Below are 20627 nucleotides of genomic sequence, written 5' to 3'. Positions count from 1 at the left end.
AGAGATCGAGATGTGGATTACTTCAGAGGTGGAAATTCCAGATGAACTATTTGATAAACTCGAACAAGGGAAACTCGTAGTATTTGTTGGAGCTGGAGTATCTATGAAAGGCAATTCAAACTTACCGAATTTTGATGATTTAGTTGATTATATTGCGAACGCTCTATATGTAGAAAGACGTGAGGAAAATGAACCGCACGATTATTATCTTGGAAAAATTGCGAAAACGAAAGATGTTCATCAGATTGCTAAGAACCTTGTTCATGTAGCGTATTCAAAGCCAAATCCATTGCATCATTCTATTTTGCAGTTATTTGCGGCGGATGAGAATGTTCGTATTGTGACTACAAATTTTGATCAGCATTTTACAACTGTGCTTGAAGAATCGGAGCGTAACGTGAATATGTATTATGCCCCGGCACTTCCAACTGGAAGAGCTTTTAAAGGATTGGCGTATATTCATGGCAATGTGGAACAAGAAAAAGAAAATTTAATTTTGACAGATGGTGATTTTGGAAGGGCTTACTTAACAGAAGGATGGGCAAGGAGATTTTTAGTAGACCTATTTTCTAATTATACGGTTTTGTTTATTGGTTATAGCCATAATGATCCTGTTATGAAGTATTTAGCAACTGGATTACCACCTAGTACGAGACGATATGCATTTGTTGCAGAAGGAGAAAATACATATCATTGGGAGCATTTAGGGATTAAGCCAATTGTATATCCGAATAAGGCACAAAATCATCAATCATTAGCAAAGGCAGTACAACGATGGGCAGAGCTAATGGGGGATAATTATATTACAAAAAGAACACGAATTCGTGATATTGTAACGGCTCCACCATCTTTAGAGCAGGAACAGCTGTCTTATATTAAACAATCTGTAAAAAAAATTGAAACACTCCGTTATTTTGTAGAGTTTGCAAGAGACTACGAATGGGTGGAATGGTTGGAAAAAGAGGGACAATTACGAAATTTATTTTCGGAAGAAGCCGAGACTTCTGAGAAAGATCAATTGCTTGCACAGTGGATTGTAAATCATTTTTTAGTAAGTCATCAAAATGAATTATTTCAGTTAATGCATAAAAATAATACGAAAATATCCGCCTTGTTATGGGATACGATATGTGCATGTTTAGCAGAAATGGAACAGCCGATACATACAGTTTCATTTGCGAAATGGATTTTATTATTGTTAGAAAAAGCGAAAACAAATGAATTTTTCATTGAAAATCTACCTTCTTTACTTCAGAAGTGTATGTACCCAGAGCATAAAGAAATTATGGTTCTTTTACTAACTTTTATGTTAGATGGAAAACTAAAATTAAAACGAATTCGACAATGGGAACAGGAGATGCCGGATATTGTAGAGTTAGCGGAAACGAATCATCTGTCAGCTGTAACTTTTTCAAGGATGCAGTCTATATGGGAAGTGAAAATGAAGCCGCATCTTTCTTATTTTGCTATACCAATTTTGCAGACTGGATTAGAAAAAATACAGAGATTAGCGTTAAAACAGCAGTCACTTCAAATTCATGACACAGTTAGTGAATTACGAAGTGCAATTGAACCGCATGAGCAAGATAGCCAGCCACGTGAGTTTTCGTTTTTAATTAATATTGTTAGAGACTGTATGGAATATGTTTGTGCCCATTATGAAGAAAAAGCAAATTTTTATATTACTTTTATGCTTGAATTTGGAAGCATCCTGCAAAAGAGAATTGCAATTCATAGTATGAACCATACTGTTTTTCGAACGCAAAATGAAAAAATAGAATGGTTATTACAGCATGGAATGCTTACGGAAGATTCTTGCAAGCATGAAGTGTTTCAACTGTTAAAGAATCATTATGAAGGTGCATCTGAATCTACAAAACAAAAAGTGCTAAGTAACATAGTGAAACAGTTTGAAGCGAAAACTTATTTTGGAGCTTGCAACTTAATAGATTGGCTTTACATGTGTGCTCCAGCTAACGAGTCTACAAAACAAACATATGATTTTATGAAACAGAAATTTCCTCATTTTTCGTCGAGTCAGTTTCCAGATTTACAAGAAGAGCGTATGTTGCAGACGATTACATGCAATTTAACAGCTGATGGTTTGTTACATATGAGAGAGGAAGAAATATTGAGGCAAGTTCTTCAATATTCACATGAAGGATTGTTTGAGAAGCATCATTTTTTAGAGATGCTTTCTAAGGCATGCAAAACAAATGTGCAATGGAGTATTTCTCTAGCATATCAATTAGTTAGATATAAAGAAGTGAGTAAAGAAGTGTGGTTTGTATTAATGCGGGAGTGGCGAAATTATCGACAATTAACAAATGAGCAAATACAAGAGATTTTACCACTGTTACATCAATTTGTTCGACATGCTACTTATCATTGGCTTATTAGTAGTTTTCTGTATGAAAAAAGCAATCGTTTAGAAGAATTTCAAGAAGAAACAATTCGGGCAGTAAAACAACTTGCTTTTTCGTTGTTTCCTCATGTAATGAAAGGAGAGCAAGGAAGAAGAAAAGAGCAAACGGATTACTACAATGAGGCTGTTCAGCATCCGGTAGGGAAAATAACAGCAGTTTTATTAAAGTTGCTTGCATATGAACATTTATATGATCGTAATATACATGCGTATTTATATTTATTTGAAGAGCAGATGCGAAAAAAAACATACTACGTAAATATAATGATTGCTAGGTTAACAGCTGATTTAACATTTTTATATCATATCGAGAAGCAATGGTGTAGAAAGTATATGATTCCATATTTAGATTTGCAGCAAAGTGAAGAGGAAACAAAATATGCGTGGGCTGGTTTTGTAAATACTCAAATTAATTTGCCTTTATTCATACAAACAAAGAAATACATTTCTTTTGCGGTTTGCAATTTACATTTGTTAAATAAACAAACACAAGAGGTATTTATGAAATGGCTAAGTTTAGTCTTTTTAAAGTGTATTTTATATTGGGATGAAAAAATAGACTGGTTGTACACTCTTTTTATACAGGAAGAAGAGGTAAGAAAAATAAAGTTTATAGAAAATGTATCATATTATGTAAAAACATTGAGTATAAAAGAACAACAAAAATTTTGGCAAGATTGGCTTGCGAATTTTTTAATAGAACGCCCCAAAATGAGTATGGTATCAGAGAGAGAGTATATCATATTTCTGAGATTTGTATTATATATGGATGCTATTGCTGAAAAAGGGATTGAAGCCGTTTTATCGTATTTTTCTATCTCTTCACTGTATGAGGAAAAACAGGAATTGAAATGTTTGTTCAAACAGATGCTAGAAAAGAGTGAGCTAATTCGTCAAAAACCTTGTATATATGCAAAATTATTCTTCATTTTATTAACAAAGATAAATGATGCAGGGTGTATTGAAAATGAAGTGATTTATCTTCGGCAATTATTTGATGATACAAAGCTCGAAAATATGCTATTTGAGTGTATTCAAAATGAGATGATGCGTATTGGAATGATAAATCAAAATATAAACGATTCGCCTTTATCATTGTGAAATATACGATGCAGCGGGAGAGGGAAATTCAAAAAATAATAAAAAAGTGTTGACATGGTTAAAAATAACACTTTATAATACAAATCAATACTTAATAAAAATAAAGCATTGAAGGGAACAGAGTAGTGTTTATCTCCCTGTTAAAGAGAGCTGATGGTTGGTGGAAATCAGTACAAAGGTAAACGTGAATTACAGTCCTGGAGCATCTTTTTCGTAGTAAAGGCAGATGTCTTTATGAAGGAAAAGACGGTCAATATGATCGTTAACAAAGAAGAGAGGTAGACATATATGTCTACAACTAGGGTGGTACCGCGATAATAATCGTCCCTACTGATTGGATCAGTAGGGACTTTTTGCATATATGCGGACCTACATGAAAATAAAATAATAAGCGCGATGATAGGAAAAAAGAGTAGTGGTTGTTTCCCTGTAACAGAGAGCTGGTGGTTGCTGCGAACCAGTACACAAACAAGCATGAATTACAATCCTGGAGCATCTTTTTCGTAGTAAAGGCAGATGTCTTTATGAAGGGAAAGACGGTCAATACGATCGTTAACAAAAATGAGAGGTAGACACATTTGTCTGCAACTAGGGTGGTACCGCGATAATAATCGTCCCTACTGATTGGATCAGTAGGGGTTTTTTGTATATTTCATACAAGGAATCGTTACCAAACTTGCTTTGTTACAAATGTTAGGTTCAGAAAATAGGGAATTTTCAATCCCTTATTATATATTTTCAAAAGATAAAAGGAGGAATTTTCAATGGGAAATCATGAATTAGAACAATTACGTAAACAGGTGGATGAAATTAATTTACAACTTCTGCACTTATTAAATGAGCGTGCAAAGGTTGTTCAAGAAATTGGTCAACAAAAGAAAATGCAAGGTACGAAACGCTTCGATCCTGTTCGTGAGCGTGAAGTACTTGATATGATTGCTGAACAAAATGAAGGGCCATTTGAAACATCTACAGTGCAACATATTTTCAAAACAATTTTTAAAGCAAGCTTAGAATTACAAGAAGATGATAATCGTAAAGCATTATTAGTTTCACGTAAAAAGAAACAAGAAAATACAATTGTTGATGTAAAGGGTGAATTATTAGGCAGTGGCGCACAAACGTTTATTATGGGACCTTGCGCAGTTGAAAGTTTAGATCAAGTTCGTCAAGTTGCTCAAGCGATGAAAGAACAAGGTATAAAATTAATGCGCGGCGGTGCCTTCAAACCGAGAACATCTCCTTATGATTTCCAAGGATTAGGAGTGGAAGGTTTACAAATTTTACGTCAAGTAGCAGACGAGTTTGACTTAGCGATTATTAGCGAGATTTTAAATCCAAATGATGTAGAAATGGCACTTGATTACGTTGATGTTATTCAAGTCGGCGCTCGCAATATGCAAAATTTTGATTTATTAAGAGCCGTTGGAAAAGTAAATAAACCAGTATTATTAAAACGTGGTTTAGCAGCGACAATTGATGAGTTTGTAAATGCAGCAGAATACATTATTGCACAAGGAAATGATCAAATTATTTTATGTGAGCGCGGTATTCGCACATACGAAAGAGCAACGCGTAATACACTTGATATTTCAGCAGTACCGATTTTAAAGAAAGAAACGCATTTACCGGTTGTTGTGGATGTAACACATTCAACAGGACGAAAAGATTTACTTCTTCCAACTGCGAAAGCAGCACTAGCAATCGGTGCAGATGCAGTTATGGCAGAAGTGCATCCAGACCCAGCGGTTGCATTATCAGATTCTGCACAGCAAATGGATATTCCACAGTTCCATGCATTCATGGAAGAGTTAAAAGGATTTAAAAATAAGTTATCATAATTAAATAGATATTGTGTTGAAAGGGAAACAGTAGCATTTATCTTCCTGTAACAGAGAGCTGATGGCTGGTGGAAATTAGTACAAAGGTAAACGTGAATTACAACCCTGGAGCATCTTTTTCGTAGTAAAGGCAGATGTCTTTATGAAGGGAAAGACGGTCAATATGATCGTTAACAATAAAGAGAAATAGACATACTTGTCTATAATTAGGGTGGTACCGCGATATCATCGCCCCTACTGATTTAATTCAGTAGGGGTTTTTTTATAAAGTGAAACTTTCATCAGTGGAAGTCTTTCTGACCGTTAGGGCGAGATAAAATCGTAAAGGAGAAACAAAAATGAGATATATAACAGCTGGAGAATCACATGGTCCGCAGTTGACAGTTATTTTGGAGGGGGTTCCTTCTGGTCTTTCTTTAACTGCAGAAGATATAAATACAGAGTTATTAAGACGACAAAAAGGTCACGGCCGCGGAAGACGTATGCAAATTGAAACGGATACTGTTGAAATTGTAAGCGGCGTGCGTCATGGTTATACGCTTGGATCACCAATTACATTGGTTGTGAAAAATGATGATTTTAAACATTGGACAAAAGTCATGGGAGCTGAATCTATTTCTGAACAAGAAAGTAAAGAAATGAAACGAACGATTACAAAACCACGCCCAGGGCATGCCGATTTAAATGGAGCAATTAAATATGGCCATCGTGATATACGTAATGTATTAGAGCGTTCTTCTGCTAGAGAGACAACCGTTAGAGTAGCGGCAGGAGCTGTTGCAAAAAAGGTTTTAACAGAATTGGGAGTAACTATCGCAGGGCATGTGCTTGAAATTGGTGGTGTGAAAGTTAATCAAGTTCCACACATCTCATTAGCAGAGATGCAGATTGTTTCAGAAAACTCACCTGTTCGCTGCTTAGATCAAGAAGCAGAGCAAGCGATGATGGAAGCAATTGATGCAGCGAAAAGTAATGGAGATTCCATTGGTGGCATTGTTGAGGTAATTGCTGAAGGAATGCCGGTTGGTGTTGGTAGTTACGTTCATTATGACCGCAAATTAGATGCAAAATTAGCTGCAGCCATCATGAGTATTAATGCATTTAAGGGAGCTGAAATTGGCATTGGTTTTGATGCAGCAAGAAAGCCAGGAAGTGCTGTACATGATGAAATCGTATGGGATAAAGAAACGGGTTACACAAGAAAAACGAATAACGCTGGTGGATTAGAAGGCGGAATGACAACGGGCATGCCAATTATTGTGAGAGGTGTAATGAAACCAATTCCTACATTATATAAACCACTTGCAAGTGTAGATATTGATACGAAGGAAGCATTTCAAGCAAGTATTGAACGTTCAGATAGCTGTGCAGTACCAGCAGCAAGTGTCGTAGCAGAAGCAGTTGTCGCTTGGGAGCTGGCAACTGCATTAGTAGAACAGTTTGGGAAAGATCGTATGGATCTTATTCAACAAAATATTGCTCAGCATAAAAAGTACGCAAAAGAATTTTAAAAAGGAGGAACTTTTATGAAAGTAAAAGAACAATTAGCAACGCTGCAACCCTATAAACCGGGTAAATCAGCAAAACAAATGCAAGAAGATTATGGTGTTCATTCATTTGTAAAATTAGCTTCAAATGAAAATCCATTTGGCTGTTCACCTCTTGTAATAGAAGGATTACAAGAAGAGTGGAATGAACATGCTTTATATCCGGACGGAGGAGCGATTGAACTCCGTCAAACGATTGCGGAAAAACTACATGTTAAGAAGGAAGAAATTTTATGTGGAAGTGGGCTTGATGAAGTCATTCAAATCATTAGCCGAACGCTGCTTTGCCAAGGAGATAACGTTGTTACGGCTGGAGAAACATTCCCGCAATATCGTCATCATGCGATAATTGAGGGGTGTAAAGTGAAAGAAGTTCCGCTCCAAGATGGAGTCTACAATTTGGACGAAATTGCGTCAGTCATGGATGAAAAAACAAAGATTGTTTGGATTTGTAACCCAAATAATCCAACAGGAACATATGTCAATGACCGAAAATTACGTGAATTTATGAAGAAGGTTCATAAAGAAACATTGGTTGTCATTGATGAAGCATATTATGAATATGTCACTGCGAGTGATTTTCCAGATACAATTTCATTGCTGAAAGAGTATAGGAACCTTCTTATATTAAGAACTTTCTCCAAAGCATACGGATTAGCAGCATTTCGAGTTGGTTATGCAATTGGAAATGAAACAATAATCGAGAAATTGAATGTCGTTCGTCTTCCGTTTAATGTGTCTTCACTCGCACAAAAAGCTACAGTACTTGCATGGAATGATGAATCATTTTTACAAAAGACAATTCGGGCAAATCGAGAAGGCCTGGAGCAATATGAGAGCTTTTGCAAAAAAAATGAGATTCCGTTTTATTCATCTCAAACGAATTTTATCTTTATACCGTTAGAAGGTGCGCAAACAGTTTATGAACTTTGTGCACACGCTGGGTATATCATTCGTCCGTTCCTAAATGGTGTTCGGATTACAATTGGCACGAGTGAGCAAAATGAAGGAGTGATTGCAGTGTTAAAACAACACTTTAATAATAGCAGGTCTCGAGATGAGGCGCATGTGTAAAAAAGTTGTATTGATTGGAACAGGATTAATTGGTGGTTCACTTGCCTTAGCAATTAAGCGAGAACATAGTGTGACCATTACGGGTTATGATATTCAAAGTGAACAAGCGGAACGTGCAAAACGATTGAATGTAATCGATGAGGTAGGAGTGGACTTAAAGGCAATGTGTGAAGAAGCGCATTTGATTATCTTTGCATCTCCTGTCGAAGAAACAACTAAGTTACTTAGAAAACTTGCTTCATTCCAATTACGTGAAGATGTTATTGTGACGGATGTTGGAAGTACAAAAGGAACAATTATGAAGGAAGCAGAAAAGTTACTGACAAACGGTGTTACGTTTATTGGTGGACACCCGATGGCAGGATCTCATAAAACGGGTGTAGAAAGTGCAAAGGCACATTTATTTGAAAATGCATACTACATTTTAACGCCAATGAATACTGTTCAGACGGAGAAAGTCGAACAATTAAAAGATTGGTTAAAGGGAACGCATTCACATTTTCTAGTGTTAAATACAGAGGAACATGATTATGTAACAGGTGTTGTGAGTCATTTTCCTCATTTAATTGCTGCAGGATTAGTCAAACAAGTAGAAAAACATGCGGGTGATAATCCATTAATTCATATGTTGGCAGCTGGCGGTTTTAAAGATATTACCCGTATTGCTTCAAGTAGTCCAAAAATGTGGAGCGATATTGTAAGACAAAACCGTCCGCATTTATTACAGTTATTAGAGGAATGGATTATGGAAATGAAGCAATTACAGCATACAGTCGCAGAAGGAGATGCCGAAGTACTACACACTTACTTTGCAAATGCAAAAGAATATCGTGATTCCATGCCAGTTCGTAAAAGTGGGGCGATTCCTGCTTATCATGATCTATACGTTGATGTTTTAGATAAAATAGGGGCGTTAGCGCATATTACAAGCATACTTGCAAGACAAGAGATTAGTATTACGAACTTGCAAATACTAGAAGCGCGTGAAGGATTACTCGGGGTGTTACGTATTAGCTTTCAAACAGAAGAAGACCGTATGAAAGCAACGCAATCTTTACAGCATGAAGAGTATCAAACATATGAAAGTATATAAATGAAAGAAGGTGCCGTAGTAAATATGGAAACTATACAAACAGCTATAGAAGGCTTGCAAGGAACGATCGTTATTCCAGGTGATAAATCAATTTCACATCGTTCTGTTATGTTTGGCGCAATCGCTCACGGAAAAACAACGATTAAAGGCTTTTTACCAGGAGCAGACTGTTTAAGTACGATCTCTTGTTTTCGTGAAATGGGTGTATCGATAACGCAAAATGGAGATGAGGTAGAAGTAATTGGAACAGGAATTGAAGGTTTACAAGAAGCAGAGCGTATACTTGATGTTGGAAACTCTGGTACAACGATTCGTTTATTGCTTGGAATACTAGCGAATACAAACCTTCATTTTTGCTTGCAAGGTGATGCTTCAATCGGAAAACGACCAATGAAACGTGTTACAAAACCGCTTAGTCTAATGGGAGCAATAATTGATGGAAGAGAATGCGGAACGTACACACCGCTAACGATACGAGGAGGAAATCTTCAAGCAATTGATTATATTTCACCTGTTGCAAGTGCTCAAGTGAAATCTGCTATTTTATTAGCAGGTCTAGGAGCGCAGGGTGTAACAAGTGTTACAGAACCTCATATATCACGAGATCATACGGAAAGAATGCTTCAAGCATTTGGTGTACAAGTAAAACGAGATGGAACAAAAGTTTCAATAGAAGGTGGGCAACAGCTTATAGGAACGAACATTCATGTACCAGGAGACATTTCCTCGGCTGCATTTTTCCTAGTAAGTGGTGCCATCACTCCGAATAGCAAACTTACATTAAAAAATGTTGGAATCAATCCAACAAGAACGGGAATTATTGATGTTCTTACAAAAATGGGAGCAAAGTTAACCATTGAACAATGTGATACAGATGCTGCAGAACCTGTTGCTGATCTTATAATTGAAACATCACAGTTAAAAGGGATTGAGATTGGCGGCGATATGATTCCAAGATTAATTGATGAAATTCCAATTATCGCTCTTGCAGCAACACAAGCAGAAGGGATTACTATTATCAAAGATGCACATGAATTAAAGGTGAAGGAAACAAATCGAATTGATACAGTTGTAGAAGAACTAACAAAATTAGGAGCACGTATCGAAGCGACGGATGATGGTATGATTATTTATGGGAAAACATCATTAAAGGGAAATACAGTAAATAGTCATGGTGATCATCGAATTGGAATGATGCTTGCAGTAGCTGGCTGCATTGCAAATGGAGAGACAATGATCCAGGATGCAGAAGCTGTTGGAGTATCGTATCCAAACTTTTTTGAAGAGATTGAGAAGTTGAAGGTAAAAACCCGGTAGATTGATATAGAATCTACCGGGTTTTTGTTTGTAAAGTTTGTATTTTTATATTTTTCTGATTAGTATGTTATATTTAATGTATTGTACATGCGCAGTTAGCGATACGATGAGGGGAGAAGAATAGCATGGAAGTTATTCAATTATCGGAAGAACAACACCGAGAGGCACTCAGACTATCTGAATACGCCTTTCAATATAACGTACCAGAAGATCAAATTGAAAAACGTCTGCAGCTTTTTAAAAAATACCATCAAATATTTGGGATATTAGAAGAAAAAGAGATTGCGGCAAAATTACACCTTATCCCGCTTGAAATATTTTTAGGTGAAGAAAAATTTAAAATGGGTGGAATTGCAGGGGTAGCTACATATCCAGAATTTAGACGAAACGGTTATGTAAAAAAACTATTAAAACATGTTTTAGATACGATGAGACAAGATGGTTATAGCGTTTCAATGCTACACCCATTTTCTGTTTCTTTTTACAGGAAGTATGGATGGGAGTTGTTTGCGAATCACCTTGTATGTTCATTATCAAAAGCTGATTTAATAATGAAAGAACACGTACAAGGAAGAATAAAACGTTTTAATAAGGAATCACATTTGAAAGAGATTGAAATCGTATATGAGCAATTTGGGAAGAAATATTCTGGTATGTTAGTTCGTAATCAGGATTTCTGGTTGGATTTTGTTTATAGTGATCTGCATGCAGCGGTTTATTATAATCAAGTTGATGAGCCTACAGGTTATATGCTTTATAAAATAGAGAGTTCTAAGATGAAAGTAGAAGAATTTGTGCCGTTAAACAGTGAAGCTAGAACGGGTTTATGGAATTTTATTTGCCAGCATGATTCAATGATTAAAGAACTTGAGATAGTTGTTCATGAAAAAGAACCATTGCTGTTTTCACTGCAAGAGCCTCGTATTAAGGCTGAAATAAAACCTTACTTTATGGTTAGAATCGTAGATGTTGAGCGTTTTTTTAAGCAATATCCATTTGTATGGGAGAACAACGAAGAAGAGCTTATTTTACATATTTCTGATTCATTTGCACCTTGGAATAATCAGACAATCATATTCCGAGATAAAGAAGTAGTAATGGTAAGCAAAGAAGAAGCTGAAACATTGAAAGAAAGAGGTATACAACTAAATATTAATGCCTTGTCTACAGTTCTTTTCGGCTATAAAAGTCCATGGGAATTAAATCAAATAGGTACCATTTTTGGAACCGAAAAAGACATAAAACAATTTGAAAACCTAATTCCTTCCGAGCAACCATTTTTTTATGATTTCTTTTAATTGTTGTAAATAGATAAAGAATGTAAAAAGTGCTACGTGAAAGCAGCGCTTTTTACGTTCTTAAAATTAAGCGGTTCATCAATATCTTCTATATATTAAAGGAATATGATGGAAATGATAGATGATTTGTGGATGTGTTATCGATAAGTGAATGGGTGGATATGACCAGATGAATGGCGTTACAACTCCTACAACAGGACTTGCCGTATGAAAAGCGGCAACGTGAACGGAAGGGGTTACTACAGGAGTACCAGCAACAACCTTTGTTGGAAAGAGGTTCATGATAAGTTCACTCCAATGGATCATGTATGAAATAATATATTCATTTGTTTGTTTGAAATGTGCAGGTTAATTTTCGTTAGGATTGTAAAGGTTCTGCTTCTTATTTGTAATTTTTATATTCAGGAAGTGGTTATTTCACTTTTACTCCAAATTTATAATTTTTTTTATCAAAAACCTTTATCTTCTTGTTATAGGAATGCTGTGTAAGAACTGCTAAATATTTCGAATTGCTAATTTAAAACTCTTTTGAAAAAAAATAACACGATTTATGATATAACAAAGAAATATAGGATGGAATTGAGGAGGTAAGTATATGGATGTTTCACATATTGTTGAAAGAATTAATGAACTTTTTAATGTAACAAGTAAGGAAATCTATTCTAGTGAATCTGGGATTACATACCATGCAGATAAAAAAATTAAAAAATTAGGATACTGTGTTAATCTAACGCTTGAAACTATAGAGGAAGCAAGAATTCATGGAGTTGATATGATGGTGACACACCACGATGCATGGGATGAAATATATGGATTAAAAGAGGCATGCATAGAAAAACTAGCAGAGTATGGTATAAGTCACTACTATAATCACTTGCCACTTGATGACTGTAACTTTGGAACAAATGATAGTTTATTAAAAAAATTGAATTTAGAAAATGTTAAAAGAACCCACGAATGGGAAGGGTTATATTTTGGTAGAATCGCAGAATATGATGAAGAAATTGAACTTAATGAATTAGTAAAAAATATTGAAAATCTACTTGAAGAACCAGTTAAATTTTGGCGGTTTAATGACAAAAAGGTGAAGCGAGTGGGCTTAGTCTGTGGTAATGGAGGGTCAACAACTTGCCTTAAGGAAGCAGTTGAAAATAAGTGTGACGTATACATTACAGGTGAATGTAATTTGTATACGATTCAATATGCTAAGTTTAAAGGGATAAATCTTATCATTGGGAGTCATACTTTCACAGAATTCTTTGGAATTCAAAGTTTAGCATTGAAATTGAATGAGAATAAAAAAGAACTTGAAGTAGTGAGACTTAATGAAGAGCATTATGAAGCGAATATAAAATAAGACATAGATAACGCTTTTATATGCTGCCGTTATGAGATTTAATTAAACTTTTTTGTAAATAATACATATAGATATGCTATAAGAGAATCCATTTTGATTATTCTTGATATGCTCCCCATTAGGTAGACAGATAAAAAAATCTGTTTATCTAAGGGGAGTATTTCTTATGACTCGAATGAAATATTCTAAAGCTGAGAAATTAGCGATTTTAGCTCTTTATAAAGATGGTCATCATTCAATAGCTGACATACTGCTAAATTTTCGGTTGATCCTGGGACAATTAGGGATTGGAAGAGAAGGTATGAAGTGAATGGTGAGGATGGCCTAGGGGAGGCGCTTTCTTGGAAGCGTTATTCAAAAGAGTTAAAGTTAGCAGCCGTCAATGATTATCTATCAGGACACTATTCGTTAAGCAAGTTTATCCAAAAATACAATATATCCAGTACTGCAGTTTTGAGAAAATGGATTAAAAAGTATAATAGTCATAGAGAATTAAATGATACCGGTAAAGGAATGACAAACTCTATGACAGATAGAAGAAAAACAACATTAGAAGAACGAATTCAAATTGTGAATTACTGTATACAACATTAGAAAAATTATCAGCTCACAGCCAAAAGCCATGAAGTTTCTTATCAACAAGTATATCAATGGGTAAAGAAGTTTGAAGCACATGGTGAAGAAGCGCTACAAGATAAACGCGGTCGAAAGAAAGAGGAAAATGAATTAACAGATGAAGAAAAATTTAAACTGGAAATGAAACGTTTAGAGCGAGAAAATGAACGATTACGTGCAGAAAATGCTTTTTTTAAGTTAGAAGAATTCGAAAGGAGGCGTCGTTAACAAGCGTTCGTCTACAAAATAAATATAGAGCGATTCAAGATTTACATGCGAACGAAAATCTACCAGTAATCCTTTTATGCAAGATTGCCGGTGTATCTCGTGCTGCTTATCATAAGTGGCTACAGCGTACGCCAACAGCTAGAAAATTAGAGAATGAACATCCATTGATTCATAGCATGTCACGTGTAGGAAAATGTATAGATAATGGACCAATGGAGTCGTTTTTGGGAACGTTGAAATGTGAAAAATATTACCTAAATAAGTATGAAACATTTGAAGCGTTATAACAAGCAATAGATGATTATATCCAGTTTTACAATAACGAACGTTACCAAGAAAGATTAAACGGCTTAAGCCCATTAGAATACAGGGTTCAAGCCGCTTAAAGTATTTTTATTATTTCCAATGTCTACTTGACAGGGAGCTGTTCAAAGATTGATTAAAATGGATTCTTTCTTTGTGATTGGGTGTTCAGTTTTTATAAAAAAGTTTGATTACTTTAATTGGCTTTATTCGAGACACGCTCCCATCTGTTGCATAAAGAATAATTGATAGTTAAACGCTTTTTAATCTTTTCGCGGGGTTTCCAGCTACAATTGTATTAGCTGGTACATCTTTTGTTACAACAGAACCAGCAGCAACAATTGAATTATCGCCAATAGTTACTCCAGCTAAAATTACACAACTTCCACCAATCCATACGTCATTACCTATTGAAATTGGTATGCCGTAACCACTCTTATTCCTATCCTTGGGTTCAATTGAATGCCCAGCAGTATATATACCTACATTTGGTCCAATCATACAATTATGTCCAACTCTAACTTCTGCCATATCTAAAATAGTACAATTATATCCAGCATAAAAGTTATCGCCAACGTGAATATTATAACCTAAGTCACAATGGAAATTATGTTCAATACTAGGGTTTACTCCTATACTTCCAAACAACTCTTTAAGAATTTCTTCTTTCAGTTTGAAATCTTCTATATCACTATTGTTAAATCTTCGAACAAGTTTCTGAGCACGTAAGTTTTTCCATTTTAATTCTTGCGTACCTCGTTCATAATAAATTTTCTCTTTATCACTCACACCTAATCTCCTCCTTTTAACGTAAAACAAATGATATCATCATTTAATAATCTGTATATTAATTCAATTAACAATCATTAGATAAAAAATCTAAGGTAAAAGCATCGCGCGAACCCATAATTTTACGATACATAAATAGAATCCATAAAAAATTAGCCAAAATGGCTTCTTATCTAACAGATTTAATTTTAATTTTCATACAAAAGATTGGTTACTTCTATTATTGTTAAATAGATACTTTAAAGGAATACCGTATTTTCATTTTTAATTCAGTATCATGTTTAACGTTGCGGTCGCTTTAGGCCATCCAACGTAAAAGGCCATATGTGTTATCAAAGCAATAATTTCCTTTTCTTTAATTCCATTTTTTTTTGCTAATTGTAGATGAAATGGCAGTTGTTCAGTATTGCCAATACTAATTAGGGCAGACAGTGTAATCAAACTTCTTTCTTTTGATGTTAAAGTAGGATCTCTCCATACTTTTTCGAATAATATGTTTTCACCGTAATCAACAAAATCGGGAGCAATTTCTCTCATTTTCTTTGGTATATTGGATTCGATGCGATCATTCACTATTCTTTTTCCTCCTTCATATTTACCATTTGTGCTATTCCTTGACCGAATGACCAGTTTTCAGCAGATGTCTCGTTTAATGTAATAAAAATATCAGTTGTAGAGATGTTTAAATGATTATAAAGAGTTTCCGCGATTGATTGATACAAATTCCTTTTCTGATTTATTGTTCTTCCTGGTCCACATGTAATGGAAACATGTATCATTTTATCTGTTCTCTCTTTTTCACCTTTTAAGAGATAGTGAGGATCATAAAAAAGATGATTAGATCGGTAAGGTAAAAACATGTGAAAGTAATCATTTTCTGGGATTTTAAAATGCTCAATCAATGAATGATGAATATTATTGCTTACCTTTTTTAGCTCTTCTTTATTCAATTGACCATCTGGATAATAAATATTAACAAACGGCATATTTTCACTCCCTTTCTTATGACCTTATTTTACTTCCGTAATCTCGATTTGTATAATTGAAAATAAATTATATAATTATCAATAAAATCGATAAAGATGAGGTGTGAGAATGGAAATAAAAGAGTTAAATACATTTAAAATGATTGTAGAAGAAGGTACTTTTTCACTGGCAGCAAAAAAATTAAACTATGCCCAATCAACCGTAACCACACATATAAAAAAACTAGAGAATGAACTTGGTTTCCCTCTATTTGAACGAGGGTGGGATGCTCGATTAACAGATGAAGGTACTTTATTCGCAGAAGAAGTAGATAGCTTGTTAATGCATTGGGATTATTCAATATCTCAAGCACAACGTATAAGTAATGAGGAAAAAGGAACATTAAGAATAGGATTAACAGAATCCATTGCAAAAAAATTAATTCCATCTATATTAAGCTATTTAGATACTGAGAAGCCGTATATACATTGTGATTTTGTTATAGGAAACACAGCACTTTTATCACAAATATTAGAACAAAATAAAATTGATTTTGCTGTTTGTGGAAACAAGAAGAATAGTTCCAATGTGAATTTCACTCCACTATACAATGAACAAATCGAATTTATTGTCAATAACCCTCATCATCCAATTTTACATAAAGAGTCAGTTAAAATATCTGATATCATTAATTACCCTATTTTAATTGGAGAGAATAGTTGTTATTATTATCAATCTGTGAATGCTTTCTTATCAGAAAATAATTTATCTTTTAAAAGAGTTTACAATTGTAGTGCATTACATCTTATTCCACAAATGCTTTTTGGAAATGCAATAGGTATTATTCCTAAGGGAACTATTTTAAACAAAGGTAATATATCATTTAATGTTAAAGGATTTAATCCTCAAATGCCTATAGGATTATTAATTTCTTCTAAAAAAAGAAACTATTTAAATCAGACAAAACAGCAACTTATGAAATTGATTGAATCGTTATTGTTATAAATAATGATTTAGCTATTAATTATCTACATTTGTTTGATTAATTTTTCAAAACAGCTTATTTTTTTAGGGTATTCGGATTATCGTGTGGGAAACCACTTAAAGTTAAATTGTTGCTCATATCATCCTAAATCGGAAAATCGTGTGGATACTCCATTAAAAGAATAAAAGAAGCAATTTTACTTGTCATTCGTATTCAAATAACTGTTTACCTTTTGTAGTATTTGTTGCATTGAAATAAAATTTAATAAAAAGTATCGGGCGAACCCATATTTTACGATAAATAAAAAGAAGCCATTTTGAAAAAAGAATAATTAAAATGGCGTCTTTTCTTCTTGAATGAACATTTCGTTTTATAAAAAAGTTTGATTAAAACTCACTTAGAATTCTTTAATCGAAAAGGAATAAAACGGTGCAACTTTTTAGTAAACGGTATAACTTTCTTTAAAACGGTACATCTTTTTTATAAACAGTACGACTTTATTTCAAAGCTACAATAGACTACAAATATTAGACATATCTAAAATGTGTGGTCCTTTTAATTTCAACTGTTTCACTTATCTAACCTAAATATAATTATAAGTAGCGCTTTTTATGTTCTTAAAATTAAGCGGTTCATCAATATCTTCTATATATTGAAGGAATGTGATGGAAATGATAGATGATTTGTGGATGTGTTACCGATAAGTGAATAGGTGGATATGGCCAGATGAATGGCGTTACAACTCCTACAACAGGACTTGCCGTATGAAAAGCGGCAACGTGAACGGAAGGGGTTACTACAGGAGTACCAGCAACAACCCTTGTTGGAAAGAGGTTCATGATAAGTTCACTCCAAAAGGTTATATATGCAATAGTATATTCTTTTGTTTGATTAAAATGTGCAAGTGAAATTTAGTTAAGCTTATAGAAGTTCTACTCTCTGTTTGTAATCTTCATATTCATTCAAGTGGCAGGTGTTTCGCTTTTACTCCCTATACATAAAAGAGTTCAATTGTCCATCGCTTATTCCTAAAAATTTTATATCTATCTTATATTTTTGTTTATTTTTAATATTTTTTATTTTATAATTATTTTAATTAAATTATATTTCTTATCTGGAGGTGGCGATGAAAAATTATAGATTTTATTCATTTTGGATAGCTCAAACAAGCATTTCGTTAGCTGATGTCGTATACATCATGGTCATTACGACTTACATTTATCAGAAAACGGAATCTGTATTATTCGCTTCTTTATTTCCCTTTTTTAAGGCCCTTACAAGATTACTAGCTGGCTTTTCAGCACCACTAATCCTACAAAATACTTCAATGTCAAAAGCACTTGTAAACTTACAAATTACTAAAACCATTTTGATTACTTTATTACTATTAGGATTTACATTCTTAACTTCTCATATTTATATTTTATTCGCTTATATATTGATACTTTCTTTCGTAGAAGGATGGGGAAGTCCCTTGTTAAATTCTATAGTCCCCCAAATTATTTTAAAGGAAGAACTCGTGAAAGCTAATAGCTTGTTAAGCATTTCCAATCAAGCGGTACAAATTGGCGGTTATACTCTGACAGGATTTATTGTCGTAAAAATAGGACATACTCCTACTTTACTAATAACGGCTGTCTTGTTATGGATTTCTATTGTTTGTTTGTATATAGCAATTCGCTTTCTTTATGATCAGATGACACAAAATCAAGATGCATCCAAATGGACTCTCATGAAGGAAGGGTGGATTCACCTTTGGAGTAACTCAACTCTGCGATTAGTTACGTTAATGGATGTAATTGAAGGGATTGCAGGGCAAATATGGGTTGGTACGATTACATTGGTTTATGTAAAAGAAATACTTCATAAAGGAGAACAATGGTGGGGCTATATTAATGCTTGCTATTATATCGGTACAATTGTAGGAGGGGTTATAACAATATATTTAGCAAAAAAGATTCAAAAAAATCTTATACTCAGTATGGCAGCGGGATCTTTTTTATTTAGCATTTTTACTTTATTATATGGGCTTAGTAGTATTCCTTTCTTATCCCTTGTACTCTGTATTGCGATGGGACCGGCATATCAAATACGAGATGTTGCGCAGCAAACTGCATTTCAAACAAATATAGATGTGTCATTACTTCCAAAAGTATATGCATCTCGCGGCGTTCTATTATCAACGATTTCGAGTCTTTCTATTTTTATAATTGCGCTCATAGCTGAATACTTAGGTATCAGAATGGTGTATATATTTGGCGCTGTACTTATTTGTATATCAGCGGGGTTATCTTTTGTTTTACTTAAAACAAAAAATGAGGAAATAAACGTTCATAATACAATTGGATAGAGCCGAGAAAATACGAATTTACAATGTTAAAGAAATCCTAATTTCTCGTTTATAAAACCGAGAAATTAGGATTTAGTTATTTTTGAAATGCTAAAGTGAAACTTCCATCAGTGGGGGTTTTACTGTCCGTTAATGCGGGGTAAACTTTTTAGCCGAAAGCTTGAGCAGCAATACCATAAAGTGTACCATTTCTTCTTGGTAATTGAATTGAGTTTTTAATCATTATTGGTGGTTGGCTTACTTTTTTAAATCCACATTGTTCTAAGTATGTTATAAATGAACTTTGCCCATCAAGCACATCTATTCTAAGTTTTCCTTTGTAGCTTGTAGCAAGGTGATGAATGATATGAGTTGCTACATCATGATTAAGTGCTACAATGGGGCCAAGAATTAAATGAATTGGTCCCTCTATGCTTAATCCATAGCCAATTAAATCTCCATTTTTTGCTCTGACTACTACTCCTTGTTTTGCTTGTTTAATTCTAGATTTAAGGAACAATTTTCTATCTGCTCCGACTGCATGTTGATCCAATTTATGTACATCATTAAAATGAGTATCAGTTAACGGAACAATGTCGTAATCATGATTTTTTTTGATGTGGTAAAATGAATTATTGTTATCACTTATTAATTTATGTATACAAGTAACGGATTGAAACCCTAATTTTTTATAAAGAGGATAGCCTTCTTCAGTTGCAGCTAACATAATTGTGACATTATTAGGTATTGAATCAATACAAGCTTGTATAACCTTCTTACCTAATCCATATCCTCTGTAATTTTCATTCACAATTACCATTCCTATAGAAGCTAACTTATTTCCATAAGGAATAAGGGCTGCGCTTGAAATAATTTCACCTTGCTCTGTTTTATGCCCATATATAGTACCTGCTGACATAATGGTATAGATTTCATCCTCGTCATAATCCCAACCAACTGAAGCTGAAAGAGCAATAAGACTAAGTATATCTTCTTTATAAAAATTGTATATTTGAAACTCAATTTGACTCTGCACAACAATCCCTCCGCCTTCAATAGGTCTTAATTCATGATAATTTAATTTCACGAAAAATTCAAAAAATAAAATGTCGAAAAACTAGATAAATACAACTAATAGAATTAGTTGTATTTAAATATTCCTTTAGTGGTGTAAAGATGAGTCAATTGTTTACTTATAATAGTTTTCTTCATATCAATAACTTTAGTTATTTAATTTTTTGTTTTTGTGGAAAAGATACGAAAAAAAGTTTTGAAAAGCTTTTTATACGAAAATAGAGGAGAATATTTATAAATAGACTCATATCTCCAAGCATCAAAATTGGAAGTTTTGCGTTGTAT

16 protein-coding genes, 1 pseudogene and 3 other annotated features are annotated in these 20627 nt (G+C 34.0%); of the genes and pseudogenes, 11 read left to right on the top strand and 6 right to left on the bottom strand.

Annotated elements, in window-relative coordinates; translation table 11 throughout:
- Positions 1-10 precede the first annotated feature (10 nt).
- The 7 genes from AB1284_RS11080 (at position 11) to AB1284_RS11050 (ending at position 11696) form a co-directional block, all read left to right on the top strand.
- On the top strand, positions 11-3526 hold the full coding sequence (locus tag AB1284_RS11080) for a DUF4020 domain-containing protein (RefSeq protein ID WP_429749402.1): 3516 nt from the start codon (positions 11-13) through the stop codon (positions 3524-3526).
- Between the two features lie 99 nt (positions 3527-3625).
- Positions 3626-3858: a binding site (T-box leader), on the top strand.
- A 55-nt stretch (positions 3859-3913) separates the two neighbouring features.
- Positions 3914-4148 (top strand) — a binding site (T-box leader).
- A gap of 142 nt (positions 4149-4290) precedes the next feature.
- Positions 4291-5367: a bifunctional 3-deoxy-7-phosphoheptulonate synthase/chorismate mutase gene (locus AB1284_RS11075; RefSeq protein WP_429749404.1), complete on the top strand. Its 1077-nt coding sequence runs from the start codon at positions 4291-4293 to the stop codon at positions 5365-5367.
- A 7-nt stretch (positions 5368-5374) separates the two neighbouring features.
- Positions 5375-5606 (top strand) — a binding site (T-box leader).
- Between the two features lie 99 nt (positions 5607-5705).
- The gene (aroC, locus tag AB1284_RS11070; protein WP_429749405.1) at positions 5706-6878 is read left to right on the top strand and encodes a chorismate synthase; all 1173 of its coding nucleotides are present in this window, start codon (positions 5706-5708) and stop codon (positions 6876-6878) included.
- 15 nt (positions 6879-6893) lie between these two features.
- Positions 6894-7988: a histidinol-phosphate transaminase gene (gene hisC, locus AB1284_RS11065; RefSeq protein WP_429749406.1), complete on the top strand. Its 1095-nt coding sequence runs from the start codon at positions 6894-6896 to the stop codon at positions 7986-7988.
- A complete protein-coding gene (locus AB1284_RS11060; protein WP_429754293.1) occupies positions 7981-9081 on the top strand; it encodes a prephenate dehydrogenase in 1101 nt (366 codons plus the stop codon). The genes hisC and AB1284_RS11060 overlap by 8 nt, the downstream gene beginning before the upstream one ends.
- Positions 9082-10398 carry a 3-phosphoshikimate 1-carboxyvinyltransferase gene (gene aroA, locus AB1284_RS11055; RefSeq protein ID WP_429749407.1) on the top strand — a complete coding sequence of 439 codons (1317 nt, stop codon included), beginning with the start codon at positions 9082-9084 and terminating at the stop codon, positions 10396-10398.
- A 125-nt stretch (positions 10399-10523) separates the two neighbouring features.
- Positions 10524-11696, top strand: a complete 1173-nt coding sequence (locus AB1284_RS11050) for a GNAT family N-acetyltransferase (protein ID WP_429749409.1) — start codon at positions 10524-10526, stop codon at positions 11694-11696.
- A 78-nt stretch (positions 11697-11774) separates the two neighbouring features.
- Here the strand turns inward: AB1284_RS11050 and AB1284_RS11045 are convergent, their stop codons facing one another.
- On the bottom strand, positions 11775-11978 hold the full coding sequence (locus tag AB1284_RS11045; RefSeq protein ID WP_429749411.1) for a hypothetical protein: 204 nt from the start codon (positions 11976-11978) through the stop codon (positions 11775-11777).
- A gap of 313 nt (positions 11979-12291) precedes the next feature.
- Between AB1284_RS11045 and AB1284_RS11040 the strand changes: the two genes are divergently transcribed.
- Both AB1284_RS11040 and AB1284_RS11035 read left to right on the top strand, forming a co-directional pair.
- Complete coding sequence (locus AB1284_RS11040) at positions 12292-13053, top strand: Nif3-like dinuclear metal center hexameric protein (RefSeq protein WP_429749413.1); 762 nt, start codon at positions 12292-12294, stop codon at positions 13051-13053.
- A gap of 166 nt (positions 13054-13219) precedes the next feature.
- Positions 13220-14282 (top strand): annotated as a pseudogene (locus tag AB1284_RS11035) (helix-turn-helix domain-containing protein).
- A 169-nt stretch (positions 14283-14451) separates the two neighbouring features.
- Here the strand turns inward: AB1284_RS11035 and AB1284_RS11030 are convergent.
- The 3 genes from AB1284_RS11030 to AB1284_RS11020 form a co-directional block, all read right to left on the bottom strand.
- Complete coding sequence (locus AB1284_RS11030; RefSeq protein ID WP_429749414.1) at positions 14452-14988, bottom strand: sugar O-acetyltransferase; 537 nt, start codon at positions 14986-14988, stop codon at positions 14452-14454.
- A gap of 264 nt (positions 14989-15252) precedes the next feature.
- The gene (locus AB1284_RS11025; protein ID WP_429749415.1) at positions 15253-15561 is read right to left on the bottom strand and encodes a carboxymuconolactone decarboxylase family protein; all 309 of its coding nucleotides are present in this window, start codon (positions 15559-15561) and stop codon (positions 15253-15255) included.
- Entirely contained in the window at positions 15561-15974 is a 414-nt protein-coding gene (locus tag AB1284_RS11020; RefSeq protein WP_429749417.1) for a tautomerase family protein, read from the bottom strand. The genes AB1284_RS11025 and AB1284_RS11020 overlap by 1 nt, the downstream gene beginning before the upstream one ends.
- A 109-nt stretch (positions 15975-16083) precedes the next feature.
- Here AB1284_RS11020 and AB1284_RS11015 point away from each other — a divergent pair, with 109 nt between their 5' ends.
- Entirely contained in the window at positions 16084-16959 is an 876-nt protein-coding gene (locus tag AB1284_RS11015) for a LysR family transcriptional regulator (protein ID WP_429749419.1), read from the top strand.
- Positions 16960-17574: 615 nt separating this feature from the next.
- Here AB1284_RS11015 and AB1284_RS11010 read toward each other — a convergent pair.
- On the bottom strand, positions 17575-17778 hold the full coding sequence (locus tag AB1284_RS11010; RefSeq protein WP_429749421.1) for a hypothetical protein: 204 nt from the start codon (positions 17776-17778) through the stop codon (positions 17575-17577).
- 287 nt (positions 17779-18065) lie between these two features.
- Between AB1284_RS11010 and AB1284_RS11005 the strand changes: the two genes are divergently transcribed.
- Positions 18066-19289, top strand: coding sequence for an MFS transporter (locus AB1284_RS11005; protein ID WP_429749423.1), 1224 nt, complete (start codon positions 18066-18068; stop codon positions 19287-19289).
- A gap of 148 nt (positions 19290-19437) precedes the next feature.
- Here AB1284_RS11005 and AB1284_RS11000 read toward each other — a convergent pair whose 3' ends face one another.
- Entirely contained in the window at positions 19438-20304 is an 867-nt protein-coding gene (locus AB1284_RS11000) for a GNAT family N-acetyltransferase (protein ID WP_429749424.1), read from the bottom strand.
- Positions 20305-20627: the final 323 nt, after the last annotated feature.

Source organism: Bacillus sp. S2(2024) (assembly GCF_050474045.1).
Lineage (GTDB): Bacteria > Bacillota > Bacilli > Bacillales > Bacillaceae_G > Bacillus_A > Bacillus_A yunxiaonensis.
The sequence above is the reverse complement of the archived record's forward strand: the minus strand, read 5'-3'. Positions and strand labels throughout refer to the sequence as shown.

What these genes read in the sequence shown, in the direction of transcription:
- AB1284_RS11080 (WP_429749402.1), top strand. Translation starts at nt 11, where the DNA reads ATGTGGATTACTTCAGAGGTGGAAATTCCAGATGAACTATTTGATAAA.
- AB1284_RS11075 (WP_429749404.1), top strand. Translation starts at nt 4,291, where the DNA reads ATGGGAAATCATGAATTAGAACAATTACGTAAACAGGTGGATGAAATT.
- aroC (WP_429749405.1), top strand. Translation starts at nt 5,706, where the DNA reads ATGAGATATATAACAGCTGGAGAATCACATGGTCCGCAGTTGACAGTT.
- hisC (WP_429749406.1), top strand. Translation starts at nt 6,894, where the DNA reads ATGAAAGTAAAAGAACAATTAGCAACGCTGCAACCCTATAAACCGGGT.
- AB1284_RS11060 (WP_429754293.1), top strand. Translation starts at nt 7,981, where the DNA reads ATGTGTAAAAAAGTTGTATTGATTGGAACAGGATTAATTGGTGGTTCA.
- aroA (WP_429749407.1), top strand. Translation starts at nt 9,082, where the DNA reads ATGAAAGAAGGTGCCGTAGTAAATATGGAAACTATACAAACAGCTATA.
- AB1284_RS11050 (WP_429749409.1), top strand. Translation starts at nt 10,524, where the DNA reads ATGGAAGTTATTCAATTATCGGAAGAACAACACCGAGAGGCACTCAGA.
- AB1284_RS11045 (WP_429749411.1), bottom strand. Translation starts at nt 11,978, where the DNA reads ATGAACCTCTTTCCAACAAAGGTTGTTGCTGGTACTCCTGTAGTAACC.
- AB1284_RS11040 (WP_429749413.1), top strand. Translation starts at nt 12,292, where the DNA reads ATGGATGTTTCACATATTGTTGAAAGAATTAATGAACTTTTTAATGTA.
- AB1284_RS11020 (WP_429749417.1), bottom strand. Translation starts at nt 15,974, where the DNA reads ATGCCGTTTGTTAATATTTATTATCCAGATGGTCAATTGAATAAAGAA.
- AB1284_RS11015 (WP_429749419.1), top strand. Translation starts at nt 16,084, where the DNA reads ATGGAAATAAAAGAGTTAAATACATTTAAAATGATTGTAGAAGAAGGT.
- AB1284_RS11010 (WP_429749421.1), bottom strand. Translation starts at nt 17,778, where the DNA reads ATGAACCTCTTTCCAACAAGGGTTGTTGCTGGTACTCCTGTAGTAACC.
- AB1284_RS11005 (WP_429749423.1), top strand. Translation starts at nt 18,066, where the DNA reads ATGAAAAATTATAGATTTTATTCATTTTGGATAGCTCAAACAAGCATT.